Origin of the sequence: Leuconostoc kimchii IMSNU 11154, assembly GCF_000092505.1 — a bacterium.
Classification (GTDB): Bacteria; Bacillota; Bacilli; order Lactobacillales; family Lactobacillaceae; genus Leuconostoc; species Leuconostoc kimchii.
The window spans coordinates 60,162-79,845 of the sequence record NC_014136.1 but is presented as its reverse complement, the minus strand read 5'-3'; the positions used below and the strand labels follow the sequence as shown (position 1 = coordinate 79,845).

Below are 19,684 nucleotides of genomic sequence, written 5' to 3'. Positions count from 1 at the left end.
CAATTTACTAAGCGTAGTCAAAAAATCATAACAAACTCATTTCATAATTTTCTCTTGCCAAACAGAACATTTGTTCGTATAATGAATTATACACACTTGTTTTGGAGATAATATATGGTAGACCTGCAGAAAACTGAATATGACTATACACATGAAGAACGACGTGTGATATTTATGATTGATTCTAAAAGCTTTTATGCCAGTGTTGAGTGTGTGGAACGTAACTACAATCCATTAAAAGCACTACTTGTTGTGATGTCGGAACAAGAAAATACCAATGGTGGTTTAGTCTTGGCATCTTCACCAATGGCCAAGAAAATACTGGGTATCACTAATGTTACTAGACAACGTGATATTCCTGTTTGTCCGGACTTAGTCATTGCTCATCCGAGAATGAACCTTTATATTCAAGAAAATCTACGCATTAATAATATCTATCGACAATACACTGATGATGCGCACTTATTGCCATATTCTATTGATGAATCTATCCTTGATATGACACATTCTTGGCAGTTATTTGGTAAGACACCAGCAGAAGTTGCTTTCAAAATACAACAACACGTTCGGTCGGAAACAGGTATTTACTTAACTGTTGGTATTGGTGATTCACCAGTCTTAGCTAAATTGGCGCTTGATATTGAAGCCAAACACGCAAATAATTTAACTGGGATTTGGCATTATGAAGATGTACCAAGTAAATTGTGGCCAATCACACAGCTCACTGATATTTGGAGTATTGGTTCTCGAATTGCTCGTAAGCTAAACGTGATGGGTATTCATTCGATGTATGATTTAGCGCATCAAGATCCATATCTCTTTCGTTCGAAACTAGGATTAATGGGTGAACAATTACTCGCTTTGTCTTGGGGTATTGACCGTTCTGATTTGGCTGAAAACATTAAACCAAAAAGTAAGTCTTATAGTAACTCACAAGTATTACCACGTAATTATAGTCAACAAGCTGAGATTGAAGTTGTTGTCCGTGAAATGGCTGATCAAGTCGCTACAAGGATTCGTGCCCATCAAAAGCAAACAGGTTTAGTTAGTTTGTTTATCGGTTATTCTTTTGCCGAAAGTGAACAACAAGGGTCTCATGGTTTTCGGAAACAGTGCCGGATTAGTCCTACCAATAATACCAAAACTTTAATGGCTGTTATGGTTAATCTTTTTAGAAAGCACTGGCATGGCGAAGTAATTAGAAATATCGGGATTGATTATGGTGGTTTAGTTGATGATACTGGCGTACAGCTCAATCTCTTTGAGCAACCTGAACATCTTCTTAAAACAAATAAAATTGACCAGGTCGTTGATGAAATTCGGCAACGTTTTGGCACAACTGCTCTAATGCGAGCTATGTCCAAAGAGGAGGGGGGCACTGCCATTAATCGAGCTAGCCTAGTGGGAGGACATAATGGAGGTAATAGTTATGATTAAAAGAAAGGGTATTGTTCATGGCACGACCTGATTTTAACAAAAACATGCGTATTAAAGACTTTCAGAGCTACTATTGGTACAAAACGGAACTGCAACACATTTGCAAAAAGCACAGTCTGCCAACCACTGGAACAAAGGCTGAGTTAACAGCTTATATTATTAAATTGCTTTCTGGCGTACCAGTATCAAACATTAAAGTAACCAGAAAAATACGTCGTAAAGGCACTCTAAAAGACGGTTCAATTACACCCAATACAAGTATATTAGCGTCCGGTTTTAGTTTGAATAATGAAGCGCGAGCATTTTTTAAATCATATTATGGACTAAGCCAATTTAGTTTTAAAAAATCGATGGCTATTAAGATGCGAGCAATTGAAACGACACAAGACAAAACAGCCACAATCCAGGACTTGATAGATGTTTACGAGCACCCCGATAAAAATTTATCAAATAACGCTGAGGAACAGACATATCAATGGAATAACTTTGTCAAAACATTTATGGCTGATGATTGTACCAAAGTTTACCATGAACGAATGACAGTCGCTTCCATTTTATGGACAAAAGTTAGAGACTCTAATCAACCTAAAAAATACAGCAAAAAGCTATTGAAACAGTACCAATCAGATATTCGTCAATACTTGTCTTGATAATATTGATTTATGCTAGAAATGGAAAAGTAATATGGCCAATAAAGAAAACTTTAGCACCATTATCAATCGCTATTTTAAGAATGATTATCGTGAACGTGGCAAAATCAAATGGAATGGTTATTTCTTATCCGATCACACCTCGTCTTTAGTCAAAGAGAATGTTCAACGCAATCAGAAACCGCAGAAATTACCTACAATACCATTAAATGAGGCACAAAGTATCTTACAACATTCTTGTGTGAATTATCACATAGTGACTGTACAACAAAATATTGAAACTACTGATGGTTATTTGATTCCTAATGTGACTGGTTTAGTCGATGGTTTTACAGCATTAGGCGTCTATATCAATCAACAATTTATCGCCTATGAAGATATTAGGACGGTTATCAGAGAAAAATGAATCCAATTGAAGACATGATTACAACCATTAAAACACTATTTACAAAACAACCCAATACGATTTATGAAGTACGAATCGTTCATCAGCGATATGCCAAAAAAGTTAATATCTTCTTTGAATACTATAAAATTGGACAAGCCAGGCGCTCACAACAAATTGGTCGTCTTGATGATGAATACCGATTGCAAATCCCAGCATTAGCAAAACAAATTCATGAAGCTACTGGATTAACAATTCGTACAAATGATTAATCCAGTAGCTTCAAGTGAATTAAGACTAGTTATTATAATTAATCAAAAATATAGATACTCAATGTGCAAATATGCTTTGCTGAGAGTATCTGTATTTTTTTAGAAACTTAGATGTGAAATTAAGATGTTAAACAGCCTTAGAATAAGCTTTAAAAACCGTGGACAGTGATTTAACATTGCTGTATGACATTGGTATAATAGAATAACAAGTGTCTTACAAATAAAAAAACAACTAGTGAAATTACAGAAACATTTCCGAAATTTTACTAATTGATTAAACATCTGGTAAATGACTTGCAATCCGCCCATAGCAATTTTAGTGTACCGTGCATAATCTAACGTAACAGAGGCTTGTTGATACGTTGGCGCACAAGGGATTACAAAGTTTACTAAAATTCCCAAGTCAATAATTTGAAATGAAGTAACGCTTTAGTAATATTCGTTATTTTAAAAGCTCATAAGTCCTGTGTGGGCTTATTTTTTTTGCTTAAAAACAGCCTAAATATTAAGGAATTGTTAAGAGACCGTCTTAAATGACGGTTAATTATTGGGGAACAAATCAATGGAACTTGACAACCAAAACAAGGAAGAAAAAGACAAAATGAGACATTCTTTTGGATCAATTGTAAAAGCCTATCGAGAAAGAAAAGGTTTGACACAATTGGAATTAGCTGTGAAATCAAAAGGGGAATTGTCAACAGCGACGATTTCAAAAGCTGAAACTGATCCAAGTTACAATCCAAAACTAACTACATTCATAAAGTTTTACAAAATTATGGATGTACCGTTTGAAGAGATTGTTGCGACATTAGAGGGGACTGCTGATGACAAATGACCAAGATAAACCTAGAAAAATGGAACGGGTTAGTAGAGATCAGGTTGAAACTAACGAACGATTCTATAAAATTCCCAAAGCACTATTTGAAAATGAATTCTATTCCGAAATGAAGCTTGAAACAAAAATGGCTTACGCCATTCTACGTGATCGTTTCTTGTTGTCAATTAAGAATAATTGGATTGATAAAAATGGTGATGTTTACCTAATTTACAAAAACAATGATTTGCAAACAATCCTTAGTGTTGGCGAGAAAAAAGTCATTAGTTTGAAAAAAGAACTAGCAAATGTTGGGCTCCTTGAAGAAGAACGACAAGGGTTAAATAAACCAAACAGACTTTACGTTGGCAACATAAATGCTGATTTTGAAGTTATCCACAGGGCTAATCCCTTGGGGGACAAGGAACTGTCAAAACGACAGGTCCGGAACTGTCAAAATGACAGGTCAAGAACTGCCAAAACGACAGGTCAAGAACTGTCAAAACGACAGTCAAGTGAGACTGAGAGTAGTGAGACTTATTTGAGTGAAACTGAAACCAATTCTTTTGATGAGGATGAAGTAACTAAGAATAACAAATCAGCATTGATTGCTATCGGAAAAATAATTCAAAAAAATCCTGATTTAAGGGTAGTAGTTCAAACATTGATTCCTGACTTACTGTTGAATGAACCTGAACAGGCACAAACTGTTGTCAGCGCTCTTGATCAAGGATATAAATTTTTGATAACTGAGTTTGAACGAGGCAATTCGGTTTTGGCATTGCAAAATCAGTTGCAGGGTGATGATGGTATCAAACTCTTTCTGTCAAAGATTGGTGGTAACCAATTGGAGTATATGCGAAACCACTTGGTAGATATTAACCAATACGGTAATTATTTTGCTAAGGGGCTTGAAAACCGACTAAAAATTGCTGTTACAACTAATCAATCTGCGTCGGGATTTTAATTTTTAAATTGGAGAGAGGAGAGACAAAATGGCAAACCAGTACAACCTATTTATTGCAGTAGACTTTTTCAACGCAGACATACTTTTTGTGGCTAACTCATCAGGTGAACTCAGCCGAAAAGTGATTAAAGCAATTGAAAATCACGAATTAGAAAGTGATGGCGCAGTGCGGTTATACCGTACCTCTTATCAATCATATAAAGTCATTAAAAATTTGATGAAATGGTATCATTTACCATTTCATGAGGCTGCAAGACCGAAAGGAAGAGATTATGAAAGTCAGACAATTAACGCTGTTGGATGAGCAAAGTTTACAAGAACTGCAACAAACTAAATATGTTGTCATTCTCGTTAAAGAATTAAAAAATAATCTCGTTCAACCAACAAAAAAGCAAGCCTTTGTCTGCTTAAAATCAAGTGAGATGAAAGTCAAAGGTGAGTTGTTTGACGATTGCTTAGGGAATCATTACGTCGGTTGTAAAGTCCTAAATGGCATTCATTATTCTGAAGCCGGCAACCAAATTCCCGTGTTTAAACTACCAAATAATATCCAAGACTATTTAACTAACCAATTAACCCCGATTATTAGTTTACTGGATCAAAAAAGGAGAAATTATTATGCAAATTAATCACCACGTTGGACGTTTAGTTCGTGATGTTAACTTCACTGTAAGAGGTGAAAATGAAATCAAGATTGCCTACTTCAAATTAGCCATTAATGATTTAAAAGATGGCAAAGCAACTTACATTGATTATGTTGCTTTTAACAGAACTGCAGAATTGATTCGTGACTATTTGACTGATGTTGGTCAAGTAGTTGAGGTTGAATTTGTGATGCGCAATCACAACTACACCGATAAAAGTACAGGTCAAAAGATTTATGCCATGCAAAATCAAGTGACACAATTCCGCATCTATAAATCTAATCAGTCATCGAAAAATCCTGCTGTTCAAACACAGATTGCTGACAGTAAAAATAGTGAAGTGACAGATAATGATTTGCCACCATATCCTGACTTTAACAGCAATGCATTTGAGTATGTAGAGGGGTAGGACAATGACTGCAATAATCACAATAGCTGATAAATTTAGAAATATCTTTCAAAGATTTAGTCGCTTTGGCACTTGGTTTTTGGAACATCAACGGCGCAATTTAATTGCCATATTTAGCCTATTTATTCTGATAGCTTTTAGTACAACCGTGATGGTTAACATAACACCTCGACCTTCAAATTTGCCTAGTACGGAGTTAAATACGCCAGTGTCATTTGGCACTTTGAACAAAACCGCTAGTCTAACAAAAAGTGTTTTTAATAAAAATAATGGTGTTTTGGAACTGCATTATACAATCTCTGACGGAGCTGTTTCTGACCAAGATTTGGTTGATATTAGCAAAATTAAATTCACTGCTATGACCGATCATGGTGGCAATCAAGTTACTGGGCGTGTCGTGCCAACTTCAAATAATACAGTCGTGGTTCAATTTAAAAACCTGAGTCAAAACTTCAATGCTGTGACTTTAACAGCTCATGATAAAAGTATCAATACTGCCACAGTCGAAGCGCCAAGTAGTGTTAGTGCTGAAAGCTCAAGTACGAAGAAAACGGCAACAGATACAAATACGGCAAGTGGCAAATTCATCATCAATCGTGACAAAGTATCTAAATCAAATACGCTAACATTTGCCAACCAAAAGGAACTTGAATTTAGCGAAAGTGAAGCTAAAATAGCGGCACAACAAAAACTGATTTCCAAGAATACAAACGCGATTGTTGAATATCAAAAAGCAATTGATCAACAACAATCTTCCATCAAAAAGTACCAAAAAATACTCGCCCAGTCTGATGACTCAGATACACAAACTAGCATTGATAATGCGCGTGATGCCATTACACAAATACGAACACAAATTAGTGATGCACAAAAAAATATTCAACGTGCTAAGACAAATATTACTCAATATCAAAAGACGAAAAAGCACGTTGAAGATGGCAAATCATTGTTACCAAAAGCAACAGATTTGTAATGACAAATAGTTCAAAAAATTCCCTAATGGGCTATTTTTTTCAATCAAATATAGGTTAAAAAAGGGTTAAACGTAGGTTAAAAAATGGTTTAACTGTAATTCATTGAGGTAATCCCTTGAAAGGCCCGCACGGCGGGATTAAAACCACAAGGTTTTCCTTTCCCCTTAACCTGTTCCCAATTAATTAAATATTTTATGGAGGTTGTATGAAAGGTATAACAAAAACAATTAAAAACATCGATGAACATGCTTTGAAAATCATTGAAGCACAGGCATCAAAAGAAAATGTCTCGTCAAGTCAATTGATTCGTGAACAAATTGAACACTATGCCCAGCGACTTGAAGAAGATAGCGCAGCCAAAGTATTGCATACGTATCTCGACGATTTAATCATGGCTAACAATAACGTTGTGCACGGATTAAATGACAATACAATTGCGATAGGTGAAATGTTTAAAACAATTCTAGCAAGACTTGAAATGTATTTTCCAGACTTAAATGATGAGGTAGAACGAATTCAAAAAAACGCTCGCCCTCAGGAAAAAAATTTGCCAAAGTCGCTTGACTTTGATGAGTTTGAATAAGCAGAAGAGGTTCAAATGAAAAATTATAAACGCGGTCGGTTTGCGAGAAGAATCCTATTAGGCATTGTCATATTGATAGGTATTGTGTATTTAAATCGTGTATCGATTTTGCAAAGAATTGTAGCACTAGGTTCGCAATCACAACTGATTAATATTGATAAACAAAGTAACTCTCCAACACAAAATGATGAGCTTGTTAATTTGAAATATACTGGGCAAACAGTTGTTGAAATCAATCATAACCAACCAACATTTAGTCAGGATGATTTACAAATAAAAGAGGGTAGCTGGCAAAAACTTTCGTCATTAGATTGGTTAGGCAGACCACAAGTTGCTAATGCATCGCTTAACCAAAAATTGATGCCGCCCTCTCAAAAGTATAAAGCGCGTGAACGATTAACAATTAAAACGCCAGGATACCATGCCATTAAAACTGGAACAAATACTACAGACTGGTTATACAACCGTAGTCATCTGATTGGGTATCAATTTACTGGTCTAAACAATGAAGCCAAAAATTTGATTACAGGGACACGACAATTAAATGCAGATAGTCGAGCGAATGCAAAAAGTATGGTGACTTATGAAACTGAAATTGCTGATTATTTGCATCAGTCAAAAAATAATTATGTGCGTTATCAGGTCAAACCAATTTACAAAAATGTTGAGTTAGTACCCCGTGGTGTTCATATGATGGCACAGTCAAATGACAATACTTTGAAATTTAATATCTATGTTTTTAACGTTCAAGATAACTGGACAATCAACTACCTAAACGGTAATGCAGAAAGGAGTGAATAAGTGAAAGATGCAATAGAATTCAAAACAAGGCAAATGAAGGCACTCATCAAAAGAAGAAATGTTTTGAATAAAAAATATGACACAACGCTACCCGAAGATATTCCTTTAGAGGTTAAATCAGAACTAGAGCTTATTGAAAATTTGTTAAATGAATTTGACATCAATCAATCAACTTTTGATGAAAGACCAACAATGATTGGAATTAAAAATTCACGAGATGAAGAATGGTATTTTCAACAAATGAAGCATTGGATAGAAAGACACCCAAATGCTCTTAATGTGAAGTTTAGTCGAAGTAGTGTCTATAAGTTTGCTTTGCACTTCTTCGTAGAAAATATTGCCATTAATGCTAAAAATGCTCGTCTCAATTACTCGGAACTAGCCCAGAAGGTAAATGATGCCAACTCCACAAAAAGTGATTCAAAATTGACTGCGCAATTGGCAAATGTAGAGAATTTATTAGGTTTTCTTTTAACCATGCAGCAACGTCAACTTGAATATATTCCAGAAGGCATTAATTTAGAAAATGATTTTGTTAAATATGCCATCAACCCCATTAATCCCACAGAGTTCCAACAATTTGGTACACCAACAGAACTCAATCCAAACAATGAATTGGCACAATCTTATGAAGAATATAAAAAAATTCGGAGTCGCGATAAGCAGCTAATCAAAAAATATCATCAGACAGGAGGCCAATTAGATGATGACTAAAAAGCATAGTGAAAGAAAAGCACAATTAACAAAGTATTTAGAACAACTTGATGAATTCAATTGGCACCATCCTACTCAAGTTAGTGAGATGGCTGACAGTCAACATGAACGCGATAATCGTACGTACTATTTGGCTCAGATAAGTTTAATTCTGTTTAATAACTATCAACAATCCTACATGCAAATTGGTCAGATGTTAAACATGTCTTCCAGAACGGCTCGCCGTTTGACGATTGACTACCAACAAGAGTTTGATAGTTTAGAAGAGATTATGGAGGAATTGCAAAATGGCGAAGACTGGTAAAATTGCCGCCTTTGCACTGGGTGAAAAAAAGACAGCAATGGTTAATCTACCCGCGCAGTTTGTCACGTCTAGTACAGCAGATATAAAGGGACAAAATTTCTCAGATTTAGTTGACTACGCTAATAATTCGGAAAAGACAAACGATCTTAATAATGAGTCCATGAACGATTTAATTGACTTAAAGGAACAATTTAGCAAGCCTGGCTATGCTAACCGCAATTCTGCGGTAACAGAAACGCATCCAATATTTGGTAGCGATAAACTAAATTATGATAATCACGATATTTCTGTATTGAGAAAAGACTTGGATGAGACTCAAAAAAATGGCAATAATATCCATGAACTCGCTTTTTCAATCAGAGGCGATTGGTTAGTTAAAAACAATCTCTATGATCCCGAAACTCGTATGATAGACCAAAATAAATTGAAGCATGCAGAACAAGAGGTTGCTAAGACGCTAATTAACAAAGGATTTAATTTACCTTTGGGAGAAGATGAAAATGACATTGTTTGGTTTGGTGTGATTCATCAGGATACTGACCACCTAAACATGCATCTGTGGTTTGCTAAAAAAAGCCAAGAAACGCGTCCTGAGATGATCAAACAAGAAGGTAAGTATAAAGGGCAGCCAATAGGTGTTATACCTCTGGAAGTGATTGAACAAGCCAAACGACAGTTTAGAAAACAATTAATGTCATCACAGGAACTAAGACGGCATCAGGAAATATTAAAAGGTGTTGGTGGCTTTAAAAAAGAAATTGTGGAGGCAGCGCTAGACAACCTATTAAATGATCGTCATGCTAAAGCCATCAAACAAATTTACGATGCTTTACCTCAAAACATGAAAGGGCGGTGGCAGGTTGGTAATGCTCATTTAACAGCTGGAAAAGGCAGGATGGCAAAAGCAAATCAATTAACCGATCAACTAATAGATGATTTGTTTGCCGAAGAGCTTAAACCTGAATATGAGGGTTTTAAGTCGCTGGCACAAGAATACGACGCCATTAATATTGAAGACCAGGGCGTGATGCATAAGGGACAACTCAAATGGTCTGAGAATAAGGAAGAGGAATTAAGGAAACGCTTAGCGAATCAACTCTACAAACATTTAGCACAAATTGAAGATACCTCACTAAATGATATTGACCAACAAATGTCTGAGCTACTAAGCAATGTAAAAAAGCGCGACAAAGGCGGCATCACAGACAAAACTAAAATTGCATCTAGCCCTGAGGAAATAAAATTGACCCCCAAGCCGTGGTTCGACAATGTCAACCCAAATATAACAAAGAAGCACATAGGTGATCAGATGCCAGTGCGGGGTGGCTCGTTTAATAAAATTAGTCGTTTGTGGCGGCAGGACATCCGTGCTGAGACAAATGCAGAACGTCAATTCTTAAGAAATCAAAAAAAAGTTGAACAAGAAAAGGCTAACGAAGAATACGAGTCAGAAATATCCAGAAGATTGTAAGGAGAAAAATTTTCTTGTCAAATGGTTTTTTAGCATCTGTGAAAATTACAGATAAAAGCATTATAATAGTTTACCCTCGATAAATAATGTAATGACAATATCTCGCACCCTTTTAAAAATTTTTCATTTTAGATTAATTAATAACAAAATTAAAATAAATAAATAATTTATTCTATATATTAATTAGCTTTTTTATAAGACATTAAAAGTCCGTAGCGATTATTTGAGTACAATTTCGTATTTCAAAAAAATATAAAAAAGGTCAATCTATGTTAGATTATCTAACAGGAAATGTGAATACTATAATAATTTGTGATAAATTCTAATCATATCATAAGGAGGGTTGTATTCGATGAAACTAGAAGATATTAATTACATTGTGAAAATTTTAAATGAAAATAACTTGACCCATATTTCTTTTAGGAATGGTGACTCTAAAATTAGTGTTTCAAAAAATATTCTTAGCAATTTTCAAAGCGGTGTGAATGCTGAGTCAGAGACAGAAAAACAAGTACCTACTAGTGAGTATATTACATCGCCTACGGTCGGAACTTTCTATGTTTCATCTGACCCAGAGTCAACACCGTTTATTTCTGTTGGACAAAAAGTAACAAAGTCAACAGTTGTAGGTATTGTTGAAGCTATGAAAATGATGACTGATGTTTTAGCAAACAAGGATGGTTTAATAGCTGAAATTTTAGTTTCAGACGGTGAATCAATTGAATACGGTCAAAAGTTGTTTAGGTTATCGTAATGGGTGAAAAATTTGTAGACAATTTCAAAGTTTTAATTGCAAATCGAGGAGAAATAGCTGTTAGAATAATTCGTGCTGTCAAAATGTTAGGATTTCAAACCGTTGCGGTATATTCGTCAGCAGACAAAGACTCATTACATGTAGCAATGGCGGATGAATCAGTACAAATCGGTCCGTCTAATGTTGCAGATAGTTATTTGAATCAAAAAGCAATTTTAGCAGCGGCTGAGATCACACATGCAGATGCGATTCATCCAGGATATGGTTTTTTGTCAGAAAATCCTAATTTTGCCAAGCAGGTTGAAGAAATGGGAATCGTCTTTATTGGTCCAACTAGTGAAGTTATCGCACAAATGGGTGATAAAGAAAAAGCTAGGCAATTTATGTCAGAGGCTGGAGTCCCTATTGTTTCAGGTAGTGATAGTTTTTTTGAAGATGTTGATATTGGTTTTAAACAGGCAAAAAAAATTGGATATCCAGTTATGCTAAAGTCAGTAGCTGGTGGTGGCGGAAAAGGTATGCGTCTAGTATCAAATCAAGACAGTTTTAAATCGCTTTTTGAGGTAGCCCAGAGTGAAATCATGGCGTCAGTTGGTGATCCACGGATGTATCTTGAGAAATTTGTTTCTAAACCGCGTCATATTGAAGTACAAATCCTAGGTGACGGTTTAGGCAATGCCATAGTTTTGGGGGAACGGGACTGTACGATTCAAAGTCACCACCAAAAAGTAATCGAAGAAGCTCCTAGTCATTTACTGGATGAAACGACACGAAAAAAAATGTTAGCAGTTTCTCTAAATGCTGTAAAAAGAATGGCTTATCGAAGTGCAGGCACTTTTGAATTTTTATATCAGGGTCCTGGCAAATTTTATTTCATGGAAATGAATACAAGAATTCAAGTTGAGCATGCTATTTCTGAAGAAGTTTCAGGAATCGATATTGTATCAGCTCAAATTCAATTAGCAAGTGGTCGAACTATAAATGACATTTCAATTGGCTCAAAAAACAATTTTGCTATTGAGGCACGCGTGTCCGCTCTATCCGCAGGCACAATTACTGGATTACATTTGCCCACCGGATTAGGAATTAGAATTGAAACGGCTGTGTATCAAGGATATAAAGTACCTCCATATTATGACGCGATGATTGTAAAAATTATTGCAACTGGCATGACTCGGCATGAGACATTAAAAAGATTGCAGATAGCGATAGAAGAGACAGTTATATTAGGTGTGGAAACAAATTTAGATTTGTTGATGAGAATTATTATTCACCCCGACTACATGTCAGATAAGAATAAAACAGACATTGACTGGTTGGATTTTCAAATGAAAGAATAGGAAATTTTTAAAATGACACCAACAGAATTTAGAAAAAAAGTGAGAAATAACGAATATCAAAAGCCAACTGCTGGGATGTGCCCAGGATATGCTCAAACAAATTTAATTGTTCTTCCTTGGGAAGATGCATACGACTTTCTATTATTTGCTCAGCGTAATCCTAAACCTATTCCCATCCTGGAAGTCACAGAAGTAGGGAGCAGAGAGTTGCAAACATTAGGGAATGACATTGATGTTGCTACAGATTTTCCAAAATATCGTATTTATCGAAATGGCAAAATGGTTGACGAATATTTGTCCGTTGTAGACTTTTGGCGTGAAGATTTGGTTAGTTTTTTGATAGGATGTAGTTTTTCCTTTGAAGATTTACTAGTCGATGCGGGCATCGAAATTCGTCACATTACTGAAAAAGCAAATGTGCCAATGTTCAATACAAATATTCCCTTAAAGCAAGCGGGTAAATTTTCGGGGAATATGGTTGTAAGCATGAGGCCTATAAAAAGTAGTCAAATAGCTACAGCGGTTAATGTAACGAATCGGTTGCCAGGCGTTCATGGTGCTCCAATTCAGATTGGAAATCCAGCAGAAATTGGTATATATGATCTTGCCAATCCAGATTATGGTGACGCGGTTACCATTAATGAAAATGAAATACCTGTGTTTTGGGCATGTGGTGTAACGCCACAAGCAGCAGTAATGGCTTCGAAACCAAAATTTGCCATTACACATTCACCAGGACACATGTTGATTACTAATATATCAAATAAGGAACTTAGCGTGTGAATAAAATGATAAAAGTGGATTTTAACTCAGATTTAGGAGAAAGTTTTGGAAATTACAAAATTGGCCTAGACAGCGAAATTTTACAGCAAGTTACTTCTGCAAATGTTGCTTGTGGATTTCACGCTGGTGATGCGTCAATTATGGCTCAGACTGTTCAACTAGCACTTGACAAAGGTGTTGCAATTGGAGCTCATCCAGGCTTTCCAGATTTACAGGGTTTTGGTCGACGTAAAATTGAGATGAATACATCAGAGATCACAGATATAGTGGCTTACCAAGTTGGCGCCCTGTCTGCTTTCACCCCTGATCACAAATTGCATCACGTTAAAGCTCATGGCGCTTTATACAATATGGCAGCGAAAGATCGACTAATAGCTGATGCTGTAATTACTGGAATTAAGTTAGTTGATCCGCAAACAATTGTATATGGATTGGCCAACAGTGAATTAATTAAAGCAGCACAAAATGCCAATATGAAGTTCGCTCAAGAAGTATTTGCTGATAGAAATTACCAATCTGATGGGTCTCTTGTTCCACGGTCTCAGCCAAACGCCGTTATTTCAAATCCAGCGGAAGCTGCTCAGCGAGCCCTTGAAATGGTGGAAAAAAAATCCGTCGTGTCTGTTACCGGGGAGGTTGTGCCTCTAGCAGTGGATTCTATTTGTGTTCATGGTGACAACCATTCTGCTGTGGACTTGGCCATAGAGATTAAAAAACTGCTTCTTGAGAATCAAGTTATAGTGACCAATAAAATCTGTTAAGAGGATAAAAATATGCATCAAAACAAAATAAAAAGCAACGCAGAGTTGTCAATTAATAAAAGAAGCGCACGTTCTGTTGCGATGGGAGCAGCATTTGTCATGGCAATGGCTGCTGTTGGCCCAGGATTTTTAACACAAACAGCGACCTTTACAAGTCAATTAGGACCGAGCTTTGGGTTCGCAATTTTAATAACAATTTTGATTGACATTGTTGTGCAAATGAATATTTGGAGAATTATTACTGTATCTGGAAAACATGCGCAACAAATTGCTAATGATATTTTCCCTGGATTAGGCTACTTTTTAACTTTTTTAATTGTGGTCGGTGGTTTCTTTTTTAATATTGGAAATGTTGCTGGAGCAGGACTTGGTTTAAATGTTTTGTTTGGTATATCAGCCGAAAACGGAGCTGTCATTGCTGCTGTTTTGGCAATAATTGTATTTGTTGTCAGAAATGCATTGCTAGTAATGGATCGCACAGTACAAGTGCTAGCTGTCGTAAAAATTGCAGTTTTAATTTATATTTTGTCTGTTACTACTGTCCCTGTTAGTTCAGCAATCAAACATACCTTTTTACCAAGTAATATAGATTTTTATTCGATAGTAACTATTGTTGGTGGTACAGTAGGGGGCTACATTTCTTTCGCAGGTGGTCACCGTTTGTTAGAGGGTGGAGTGCATGGACAAAAAGGATTGAAATACGTCAATGAGGGCGCGCTTTCAGGAATTGGAATTGCATCAGTAATTCGTGTCATGTTATTTTTAGCCGGGCTGGCAGTCGTAATGGCTGGTCATAAGTTAGATCCCTTGAATCCAGCAGCTGATATTTTTAAAATTGCAGCTGGAAACTTTGGTTATAAGTTCTTTGGTTTACTGTTGTTCGCTGCTGGCATGACCTCCATTCTCGGATCGACATTCACATCAGTGTCATTTATGAATTATTCACACTCTCCTGAGGGTGCCGTAAAATTTCAAAAGTACCGTCCATACCTTGTCATTGGTTTCATTGCTGTTTCAACCTTAGTATTTTACATTGTAGGTAAGCCCGCTCAAATTTTAGTTGTAGTTGGTGCGATTAATGGGCTAATTTTACCTATTGCTTTGGCCATTTTATTGATTGGGGCATATAAAAACAAAATTATGGGTACTGATTATAAGCATCCCATACTACTAAGCATTTTTGGCTGGATTGTGGTCCTATTCATGGCATTTGCTGGCATCGAAACGCTCATTCATACATTATAAAAGGGGTCTAAATGAATTCAAAAGTTATTTTTTCTGGTGACACAAGTATTAACGTTGTATTTGAAAATGTTGTTTCAGAAAAAATTAGCAATCAAGTACTATCGATAGCTAAATTAGTAGAGAGGCAACATATAAATGGGTTGGTGGATATTATACCCGCTTATCGAGAAGTTACATTTGTTTTTGATCCACTTGTTATAGATATTGCATCATTTAAGCATTTTTTAGAAAAGCAATTAAACAAAATGGATGGTGAAATAGTTGATAAAAAAGGAAGACACTATGATATACCTGTACTTTATAATGATGAAGTGGGATTAGATTTGCTAGAGGTTGCTAAATATCATGGGTTATCTATAGCAGAAGTAATTCATCTTCATACGGCACAAGCATATAGAATTTATATGTTAGGATTTTTACCCGGTTTTGCATATCTTGGTGGCTTAGATGCAAAGCTTCATACACCTCGTAAAAATACACCAAGACTAAGAATTCCTGCTGGTTCTATTGCTATTGGTGGGGAACAAACAGGATATTATCCTGTTGACTCTCCGGGCGGTTGGCAGATTATTGGTCAAACACCATTAGTTATGTTTGATTCGAATCGACCTGAAATAAAACTTCATGCTGGAGACAGGATGAAGTTTTATGCAATAGATAAGCTTGAATTCCAAAAATTGAAAGGTACGCATTTTGATGATTTTGTTTCTAAGGAGAAAACGCTATGAATACTATAAAAATCATAACACCTGGAATGCTAGCGACGGTTCAAGATGATGGTAGAATAGGTCACCAGGGTGAAGGGTTTTTGAATTCTGGCGTTATGGACATTTTTTCTTATCAGATTGGTAACGCACTTGTGGGTAATAAATCGACAGATAAACCTGCTAGTATTGAGTTTGGCGTAACTGGAGGTAAGGTAAAATTTTCGAGTAGCACTATTGTAGCTATAACTGGTGCACGTGTAAATGCAAAGCTAAATGATGCTACGGTGAGTCAGGATATTCCAATTTTAGTCAATGAAAATGACGTATTGGACTTTACGCAAATTATAGAAGGACGATTTGTATATTTGAGTGTTGCTGGTGGTATTCAGGTGCCAAAAGTTATGGGATCGCATGCGACTACTTTGGCCGTTAATTTGGGTGGTTTTAATGGAAAAAGATTAAAAAGTGGTGATGTATTGAATATTTTAGACGCGTCTCAGGCTTTTAATTACAATACTGTGAAGCTATTACCAAAAATGCCATTAAACCTAATTAGTTTAATTAAGACAAAGAAAATTCGAATTGTGCCCGGTCCTGAATATGACTGGTTTTCGGAGGATGAATGGCAAAAACTATTAAACAAACCATTTCACTTAGGCAAGCATATTGACCGTATGGGATACCGCATAGAAGGGCCAATGATTATTTTTAAACCAGAAAATTTATTGTCAGAAGCCAATATGAATGGCGCAATTCAAATATCTCGCGACGGGCAACCAATTGTTTTATTAGCGGATCGCGCTACTCATGGAGGATATCCTGTCATTGCTAAGGTTATCATTAGTGATTTAAGTACACTTGCGCAATGGCCACAACATAAACCAATACATTTTGAAAAGGTGTCATTAAATGATGCTTGGTTGGCTTCAGCGGACAGAGCTGAGGTAGTAGAAGGTATCTATAAATCGAAGCCATGGGAAATTTTATTACATACTCGAACTATGGCGAATAAAATCAAATGTTTGTTTTAGAAAGGACATGAAAGAATGTTAGCAAAACGAGTCGACAGTTTAGAAGCGTCTCCAACGTTGGCAATGGGGAAAAAAGCTAAGGACATGATTGCTGATGGCATTGATGTCGTTAATTTAAGTCAAGGTGAGCCAGATTTTAATACACCTGACAATATTGGCAGAGCGGCACGGATTGCTATCAAAGATCACCTGACTGATTCCTATACAGCTACAAATGGATTAGTTGAACTCAAAAATGCTGTGGTCGCTGCAGCAAAAAGAGATTACAATGTTTCCTTATTAACCGATCAAGTTGTGATTACGACTGGCGCAAAACTTGCCCTGTATGCATTGATGCAAATATTAGTTGATCCCGGAGACCTAGTTATAACTTCTGCCCCTTTTTGGGTTAGCTATTCAGAACAGGTCAAATTAGCCGGGGGATCTTTTAAAGCTATTGTTTCTTCTGATCCACAATTCAAGTTAACAATAGATGATCTTAACAAATTAGAAGACAAGCCTAAAGTAGTTATACTAAATACACCCAACAACCCAAGTGGCGCTGTTTACTCAAAGAATGAATTAGAATCAATTATTTTGTGGACAAAGACTAATGACGTATATCTAATTCTAGATGAAATTTATGGCAAATTAGTTTATGGCGACACAGTATTTCATTCTGGATTGTCACTAGAATCTCTTGTAAACAGTAAAATGATTATTATTAATGGCGTTTCTAAAGCATATGCGATGACTGGATGGCGTATTGGTTGGGCAATTGCTGATGTTTCTATAACGCATGCAATGACTAAAATATTAGGACACTTGACCTCAAATCCAACTGTAGTAGCACAGTATGCAGCAATTGAAGCATTGAACGGGCAACAAAAAAGTGTCGAAACAATGAGAAAATCGTTTGAAAGTAGACTAAATTTTTTGTATAGGGATTTGTCTGAAATTGATAATATCAGCATACCTTTTAAACCATCTGGATCATTTTATATTTTTTTCAAAATTGATAGTAAATTTATGAAAAAGAATAATTTTAAAAATACCAACGAAATCTCAATGGCACTGCTATCTGAGGAAAAACTAGCTATTCCTTCGGGTGAGGGATTTGGAATGCCCGGTTACCTTCGATTAAGTTATGCCAAATCAGAAGCCGAATTAATTGAAGCGGTTAAACGATTAAAACACTTTTTTAACTAAAGATAAATTATTAAAACCATCAAGGTTTATAAATTGAGTGGAAGAAAAAATGAAAAAAGTTTTAGTGGCTTCGCAGGTAGATGAAATAGCCAAAACCTTTTTAATACAGCAGGGATTTCAAGTGCTTGAAAATAATCAAGAAACTGATAATTGTTTTGATGAGAATCCTGAGGTTGAAGCAGTATTATTAATGCCAATTAAATTTGATGATAATACAATGAATAAAATGCCAAATTTGAAAATTATAGCGAGGCATGGAGTTGGTTATGATAATGTCAGTCTTAGTGCTGCAACTCAGCGTGGAATCGTTGTCACAAACACACCTGGTGCAAATGCTAGCTCAGTGGCCGAGACTGCTTTGATGTTTTTATTAATGTCCGGACGTCAATTTGCCTCAAAACTAATCAATTCTAATACCAAAAGTTTAGCTCTTTCAACAGGTAATAGTTTTGGATACGAACTATCTCACAAAATTGTTGGAATTATTGGGTATGGTAACATTGGGCGGAAAATCGCTCGTCTTTTAAGCGGTTTCAATGTAAAAATTCTTGTAAATGCGAGACATAAATACGTAATAAACAATGGTGAAATGGCCTCATTAGTTGAAATATACAAAAAAGCAGATTATATTGTTTTAGCATTACCTGCAACACATGAAACAACACACATGATTAACTCTGCTACGTTAAAACTAATGAAAAGAAATGCCGTCTTGATCAATGTCGGACGTGGTCAGCTCATTGATGAAGATGCATTATATAGTGCGTTAATAAATAATCAAATTTTTGGAGCAGGCTTGGACGTTACTGAAAATGAGCCTGTGAGTGCACAAAATCCATTGTATAGTCTGCCTAATGTATTTCTTACCCCACATGTTGCAGGACAATCGCGAGAAGCAAAAGAAAACGTTGCCCTCGAAGCAGCTAAAGAAATCACACGAGTATTAAATGGAAGTCAACCAAAACATCAAGTAAATAATTAGTCCTAGTTTAGATGCAAAAAACATATTGTAAAATTAAAACCAAAAACTTAATTAAAAAATCTGCAGTACCTGTGAAAAAGAATCGTTCATGTTTTTAGTTCAAGAGTGAAAAGTAAGGATTCAACTTTTGGTATAATTTTCAAGGACATTGAATTCGAATGAAACTCAAATTATCAACTCAACAATTAATGATCAAAATCCTGATTATTTATTTTTATTTGTAACTAAAACAGTACGATTCAGATACTCTACTCCATATTAAGTATAATAGCAATATTTCACCAACTATAATTTAAATTCTATATTGTCAGAAAATCGTTTCTCTTGGGAATCCTTATTTTAATGCTCGGTTTTTAAAATTTCACAAGCGTTTGAGTTTTAGACCAATGGCTGAATAAAAATAGTTCAATGTATTGACTTCTGAGCATAGGCAGGCTAGATTATATTTTGAAAAGAGTTATTATCAAA

General features: G+C 35.8%; 24 protein-coding genes. All 24 read left to right on the top strand.

The window, feature by feature from the left end; genetic code table 11:
• Positions 1-114: 114 nt before the first annotated feature.
• The 24 genes from LKI_RS00880 to LKI_RS00765 all read left to right on the top strand — a co-directional run bounded on the left by LKI_RS00880 (position 115) and on the right by LKI_RS00765 (position 19,216).
• Complete coding sequence (locus LKI_RS00880; RefSeq protein ID WP_013102229.1) at positions 115-1,437, top strand: Y-family DNA polymerase; 1,323 nt, start codon at positions 115-117, stop codon at positions 1,435-1,437.
• Between the two features lie 17 nt (positions 1,438-1,454).
• Complete coding sequence (locus LKI_RS00875; protein ID WP_013102228.1) at positions 1,455-2,087, top strand: SAP domain-containing protein; 633 nt, start codon at positions 1,455-1,457, stop codon at positions 2,085-2,087.
• A 34-nt stretch (positions 2,088-2,121) separates the two neighbouring features.
• On the top strand, positions 2,122-2,493 hold the full coding sequence (locus LKI_RS00870; RefSeq protein WP_013102227.1) for a hypothetical protein: 372 nt from the start codon (positions 2,122-2,124) through the stop codon (positions 2,491-2,493).
• Positions 2,490-2,744 carry a hypothetical protein gene (locus tag LKI_RS00865; RefSeq protein ID WP_013102226.1) on the top strand — a complete coding sequence of 85 codons (255 nt, stop codon included), beginning with the start codon at positions 2,490-2,492 and terminating at the stop codon, positions 2,742-2,744. The genes LKI_RS00870 and LKI_RS00865 overlap by 4 nt, the downstream gene beginning before the upstream one ends.
• Before the next feature lie 562 nt (positions 2,745-3,306).
• Positions 3,307-3,579, top strand: a complete 273-nt coding sequence (locus tag LKI_RS00860; RefSeq protein ID WP_013102225.1) for a helix-turn-helix transcriptional regulator — start codon at positions 3,307-3,309, stop codon at positions 3,577-3,579.
• Positions 3,569-4,525, top strand: a complete 957-nt coding sequence (locus LKI_RS00855) for a replication initiator protein A (protein ID WP_013102224.1) — start codon at positions 3,569-3,571, stop codon at positions 4,523-4,525. The genes LKI_RS00860 and LKI_RS00855 overlap by 11 nt, the downstream gene beginning before the upstream one ends.
• A gap of 28 nt (positions 4,526-4,553) precedes the next feature.
• Positions 4,554-4,829, top strand: a complete 276-nt coding sequence (locus LKI_RS00850) for a hypothetical protein (protein WP_013102223.1) — start codon at positions 4,554-4,556, stop codon at positions 4,827-4,829.
• Positions 4,798-5,154, top strand: coding sequence for a hypothetical protein (locus tag LKI_RS00845; RefSeq protein WP_013102222.1), 357 nt, complete (start codon positions 4,798-4,800; stop codon positions 5,152-5,154). The genes LKI_RS00850 and LKI_RS00845 overlap by 32 nt, the downstream gene beginning before the upstream one ends.
• Complete coding sequence (locus LKI_RS00840; protein ID WP_013102221.1) at positions 5,144-5,578, top strand: single-stranded DNA-binding protein; 435 nt, start codon at positions 5,144-5,146, stop codon at positions 5,576-5,578. Before LKI_RS00845 ends, LKI_RS00840 begins: the two co-directional genes overlap by 11 nt.
• A 4-nt stretch (positions 5,579-5,582) precedes the next feature.
• Positions 5,583-6,551 (top strand): hypothetical protein, encoded by a 969-nt coding sequence (locus LKI_RS00835; protein ID WP_013102220.1) that lies wholly within the window; start codon positions 5,583-5,585, stop codon positions 6,549-6,551.
• A 206-nt stretch (positions 6,552-6,757) separates the two neighbouring features.
• Entirely contained in the window at positions 6,758-7,135 is a 378-nt protein-coding gene (locus LKI_RS00830; RefSeq protein WP_013102219.1) for a hypothetical protein, read from the top strand.
• A gap of 15 nt (positions 7,136-7,150) precedes the next feature.
• Positions 7,151-7,936, top strand: a complete 786-nt coding sequence (locus LKI_RS00825; protein WP_013102218.1) for a DNA/RNA non-specific endonuclease — start codon at positions 7,151-7,153, stop codon at positions 7,934-7,936.
• Positions 7,937-8,650 (top strand): hypothetical protein, encoded by a 714-nt coding sequence (locus tag LKI_RS00820; RefSeq protein ID WP_013102217.1) that lies wholly within the window; start codon positions 7,937-7,939, stop codon positions 8,648-8,650.
• On the top strand, positions 8,640-8,954 hold the full coding sequence (locus LKI_RS00815) for a hypothetical protein (protein WP_013102216.1): 315 nt from the start codon (positions 8,640-8,642) through the stop codon (positions 8,952-8,954). The genes LKI_RS00820 and LKI_RS00815 overlap by 11 nt, the downstream gene beginning before the upstream one ends.
• On the top strand, positions 8,938-10,425 hold the full coding sequence (gene mobP2 / locus LKI_RS00810) for a MobP2 family relaxase (RefSeq protein ID WP_013102215.1): 1,488 nt from the start codon (positions 8,938-8,940) through the stop codon (positions 10,423-10,425). Before LKI_RS00815 ends, mobP2 begins: the two co-directional genes overlap by 17 nt.
• A 352-nt stretch (positions 10,426-10,777) precedes the next feature.
• The gene (locus tag LKI_RS00805; RefSeq protein WP_011679739.1) at positions 10,778-11,179 is read left to right on the top strand and encodes an acetyl-CoA carboxylase biotin carboxyl carrier protein; all 402 of its coding nucleotides are present in this window, start codon (positions 10,778-10,780) and stop codon (positions 11,177-11,179) included.
• The gene (locus tag LKI_RS00800) at positions 11,179-12,519 is read left to right on the top strand and encodes an acetyl-CoA carboxylase biotin carboxylase subunit (protein WP_013102214.1); all 1,341 of its coding nucleotides are present in this window, start codon (positions 11,179-11,181) and stop codon (positions 12,517-12,519) included. Before LKI_RS00805 ends, LKI_RS00800 begins: the two co-directional genes overlap by 1 nt.
• Positions 12,520-12,531: 12 nt before the next feature.
• A complete protein-coding gene (locus tag LKI_RS00795) occupies positions 12,532-13,302 on the top strand; it encodes a putative hydro-lyase (protein ID WP_013102213.1) in 771 nt (256 codons plus the stop codon).
• A gap of 5 nt (positions 13,303-13,307) precedes the next feature.
• Positions 13,308-14,063 (top strand): LamB/YcsF family protein, encoded by a 756-nt coding sequence (locus LKI_RS00790; protein WP_041773553.1) that lies wholly within the window; start codon positions 13,308-13,310, stop codon positions 14,061-14,063.
• Between the two features lie 12 nt (positions 14,064-14,075).
• On the top strand, positions 14,076-15,308 hold the full coding sequence (locus tag LKI_RS00785; RefSeq protein ID WP_013102211.1) for an NRAMP family divalent metal transporter: 1,233 nt from the start codon (positions 14,076-14,078) through the stop codon (positions 15,306-15,308).
• 11 nt (positions 15,309-15,319) lie between these two features.
• Positions 15,320-16,036: a 5-oxoprolinase subunit PxpB gene (gene pxpB / locus LKI_RS00780; RefSeq protein WP_013102210.1), complete on the top strand. Its 717-nt coding sequence runs from the start codon at positions 15,320-15,322 to the stop codon at positions 16,034-16,036.
• Positions 16,033-17,046, top strand: a complete 1,014-nt coding sequence (locus tag LKI_RS00775; protein WP_013102209.1) for a 5-oxoprolinase subunit C family protein — start codon at positions 16,033-16,035, stop codon at positions 17,044-17,046. Before pxpB ends, LKI_RS00775 begins: the two co-directional genes overlap by 4 nt.
• Positions 17,047-17,061: 15 nt before the next feature.
• Positions 17,062-18,234 (top strand): pyridoxal phosphate-dependent aminotransferase, encoded by a 1,173-nt coding sequence (locus LKI_RS00770; RefSeq protein WP_013102208.1) that lies wholly within the window; start codon positions 17,062-17,064, stop codon positions 18,232-18,234.
• A gap of 49 nt (positions 18,235-18,283) precedes the next feature.
• Positions 18,284-19,216: a phosphoglycerate dehydrogenase gene (locus tag LKI_RS00765; protein ID WP_013102207.1), complete on the top strand. Its 933-nt coding sequence runs from the start codon at positions 18,284-18,286 to the stop codon at positions 19,214-19,216.
• Positions 19,217-19,684 lie beyond the last annotated feature (468 nt).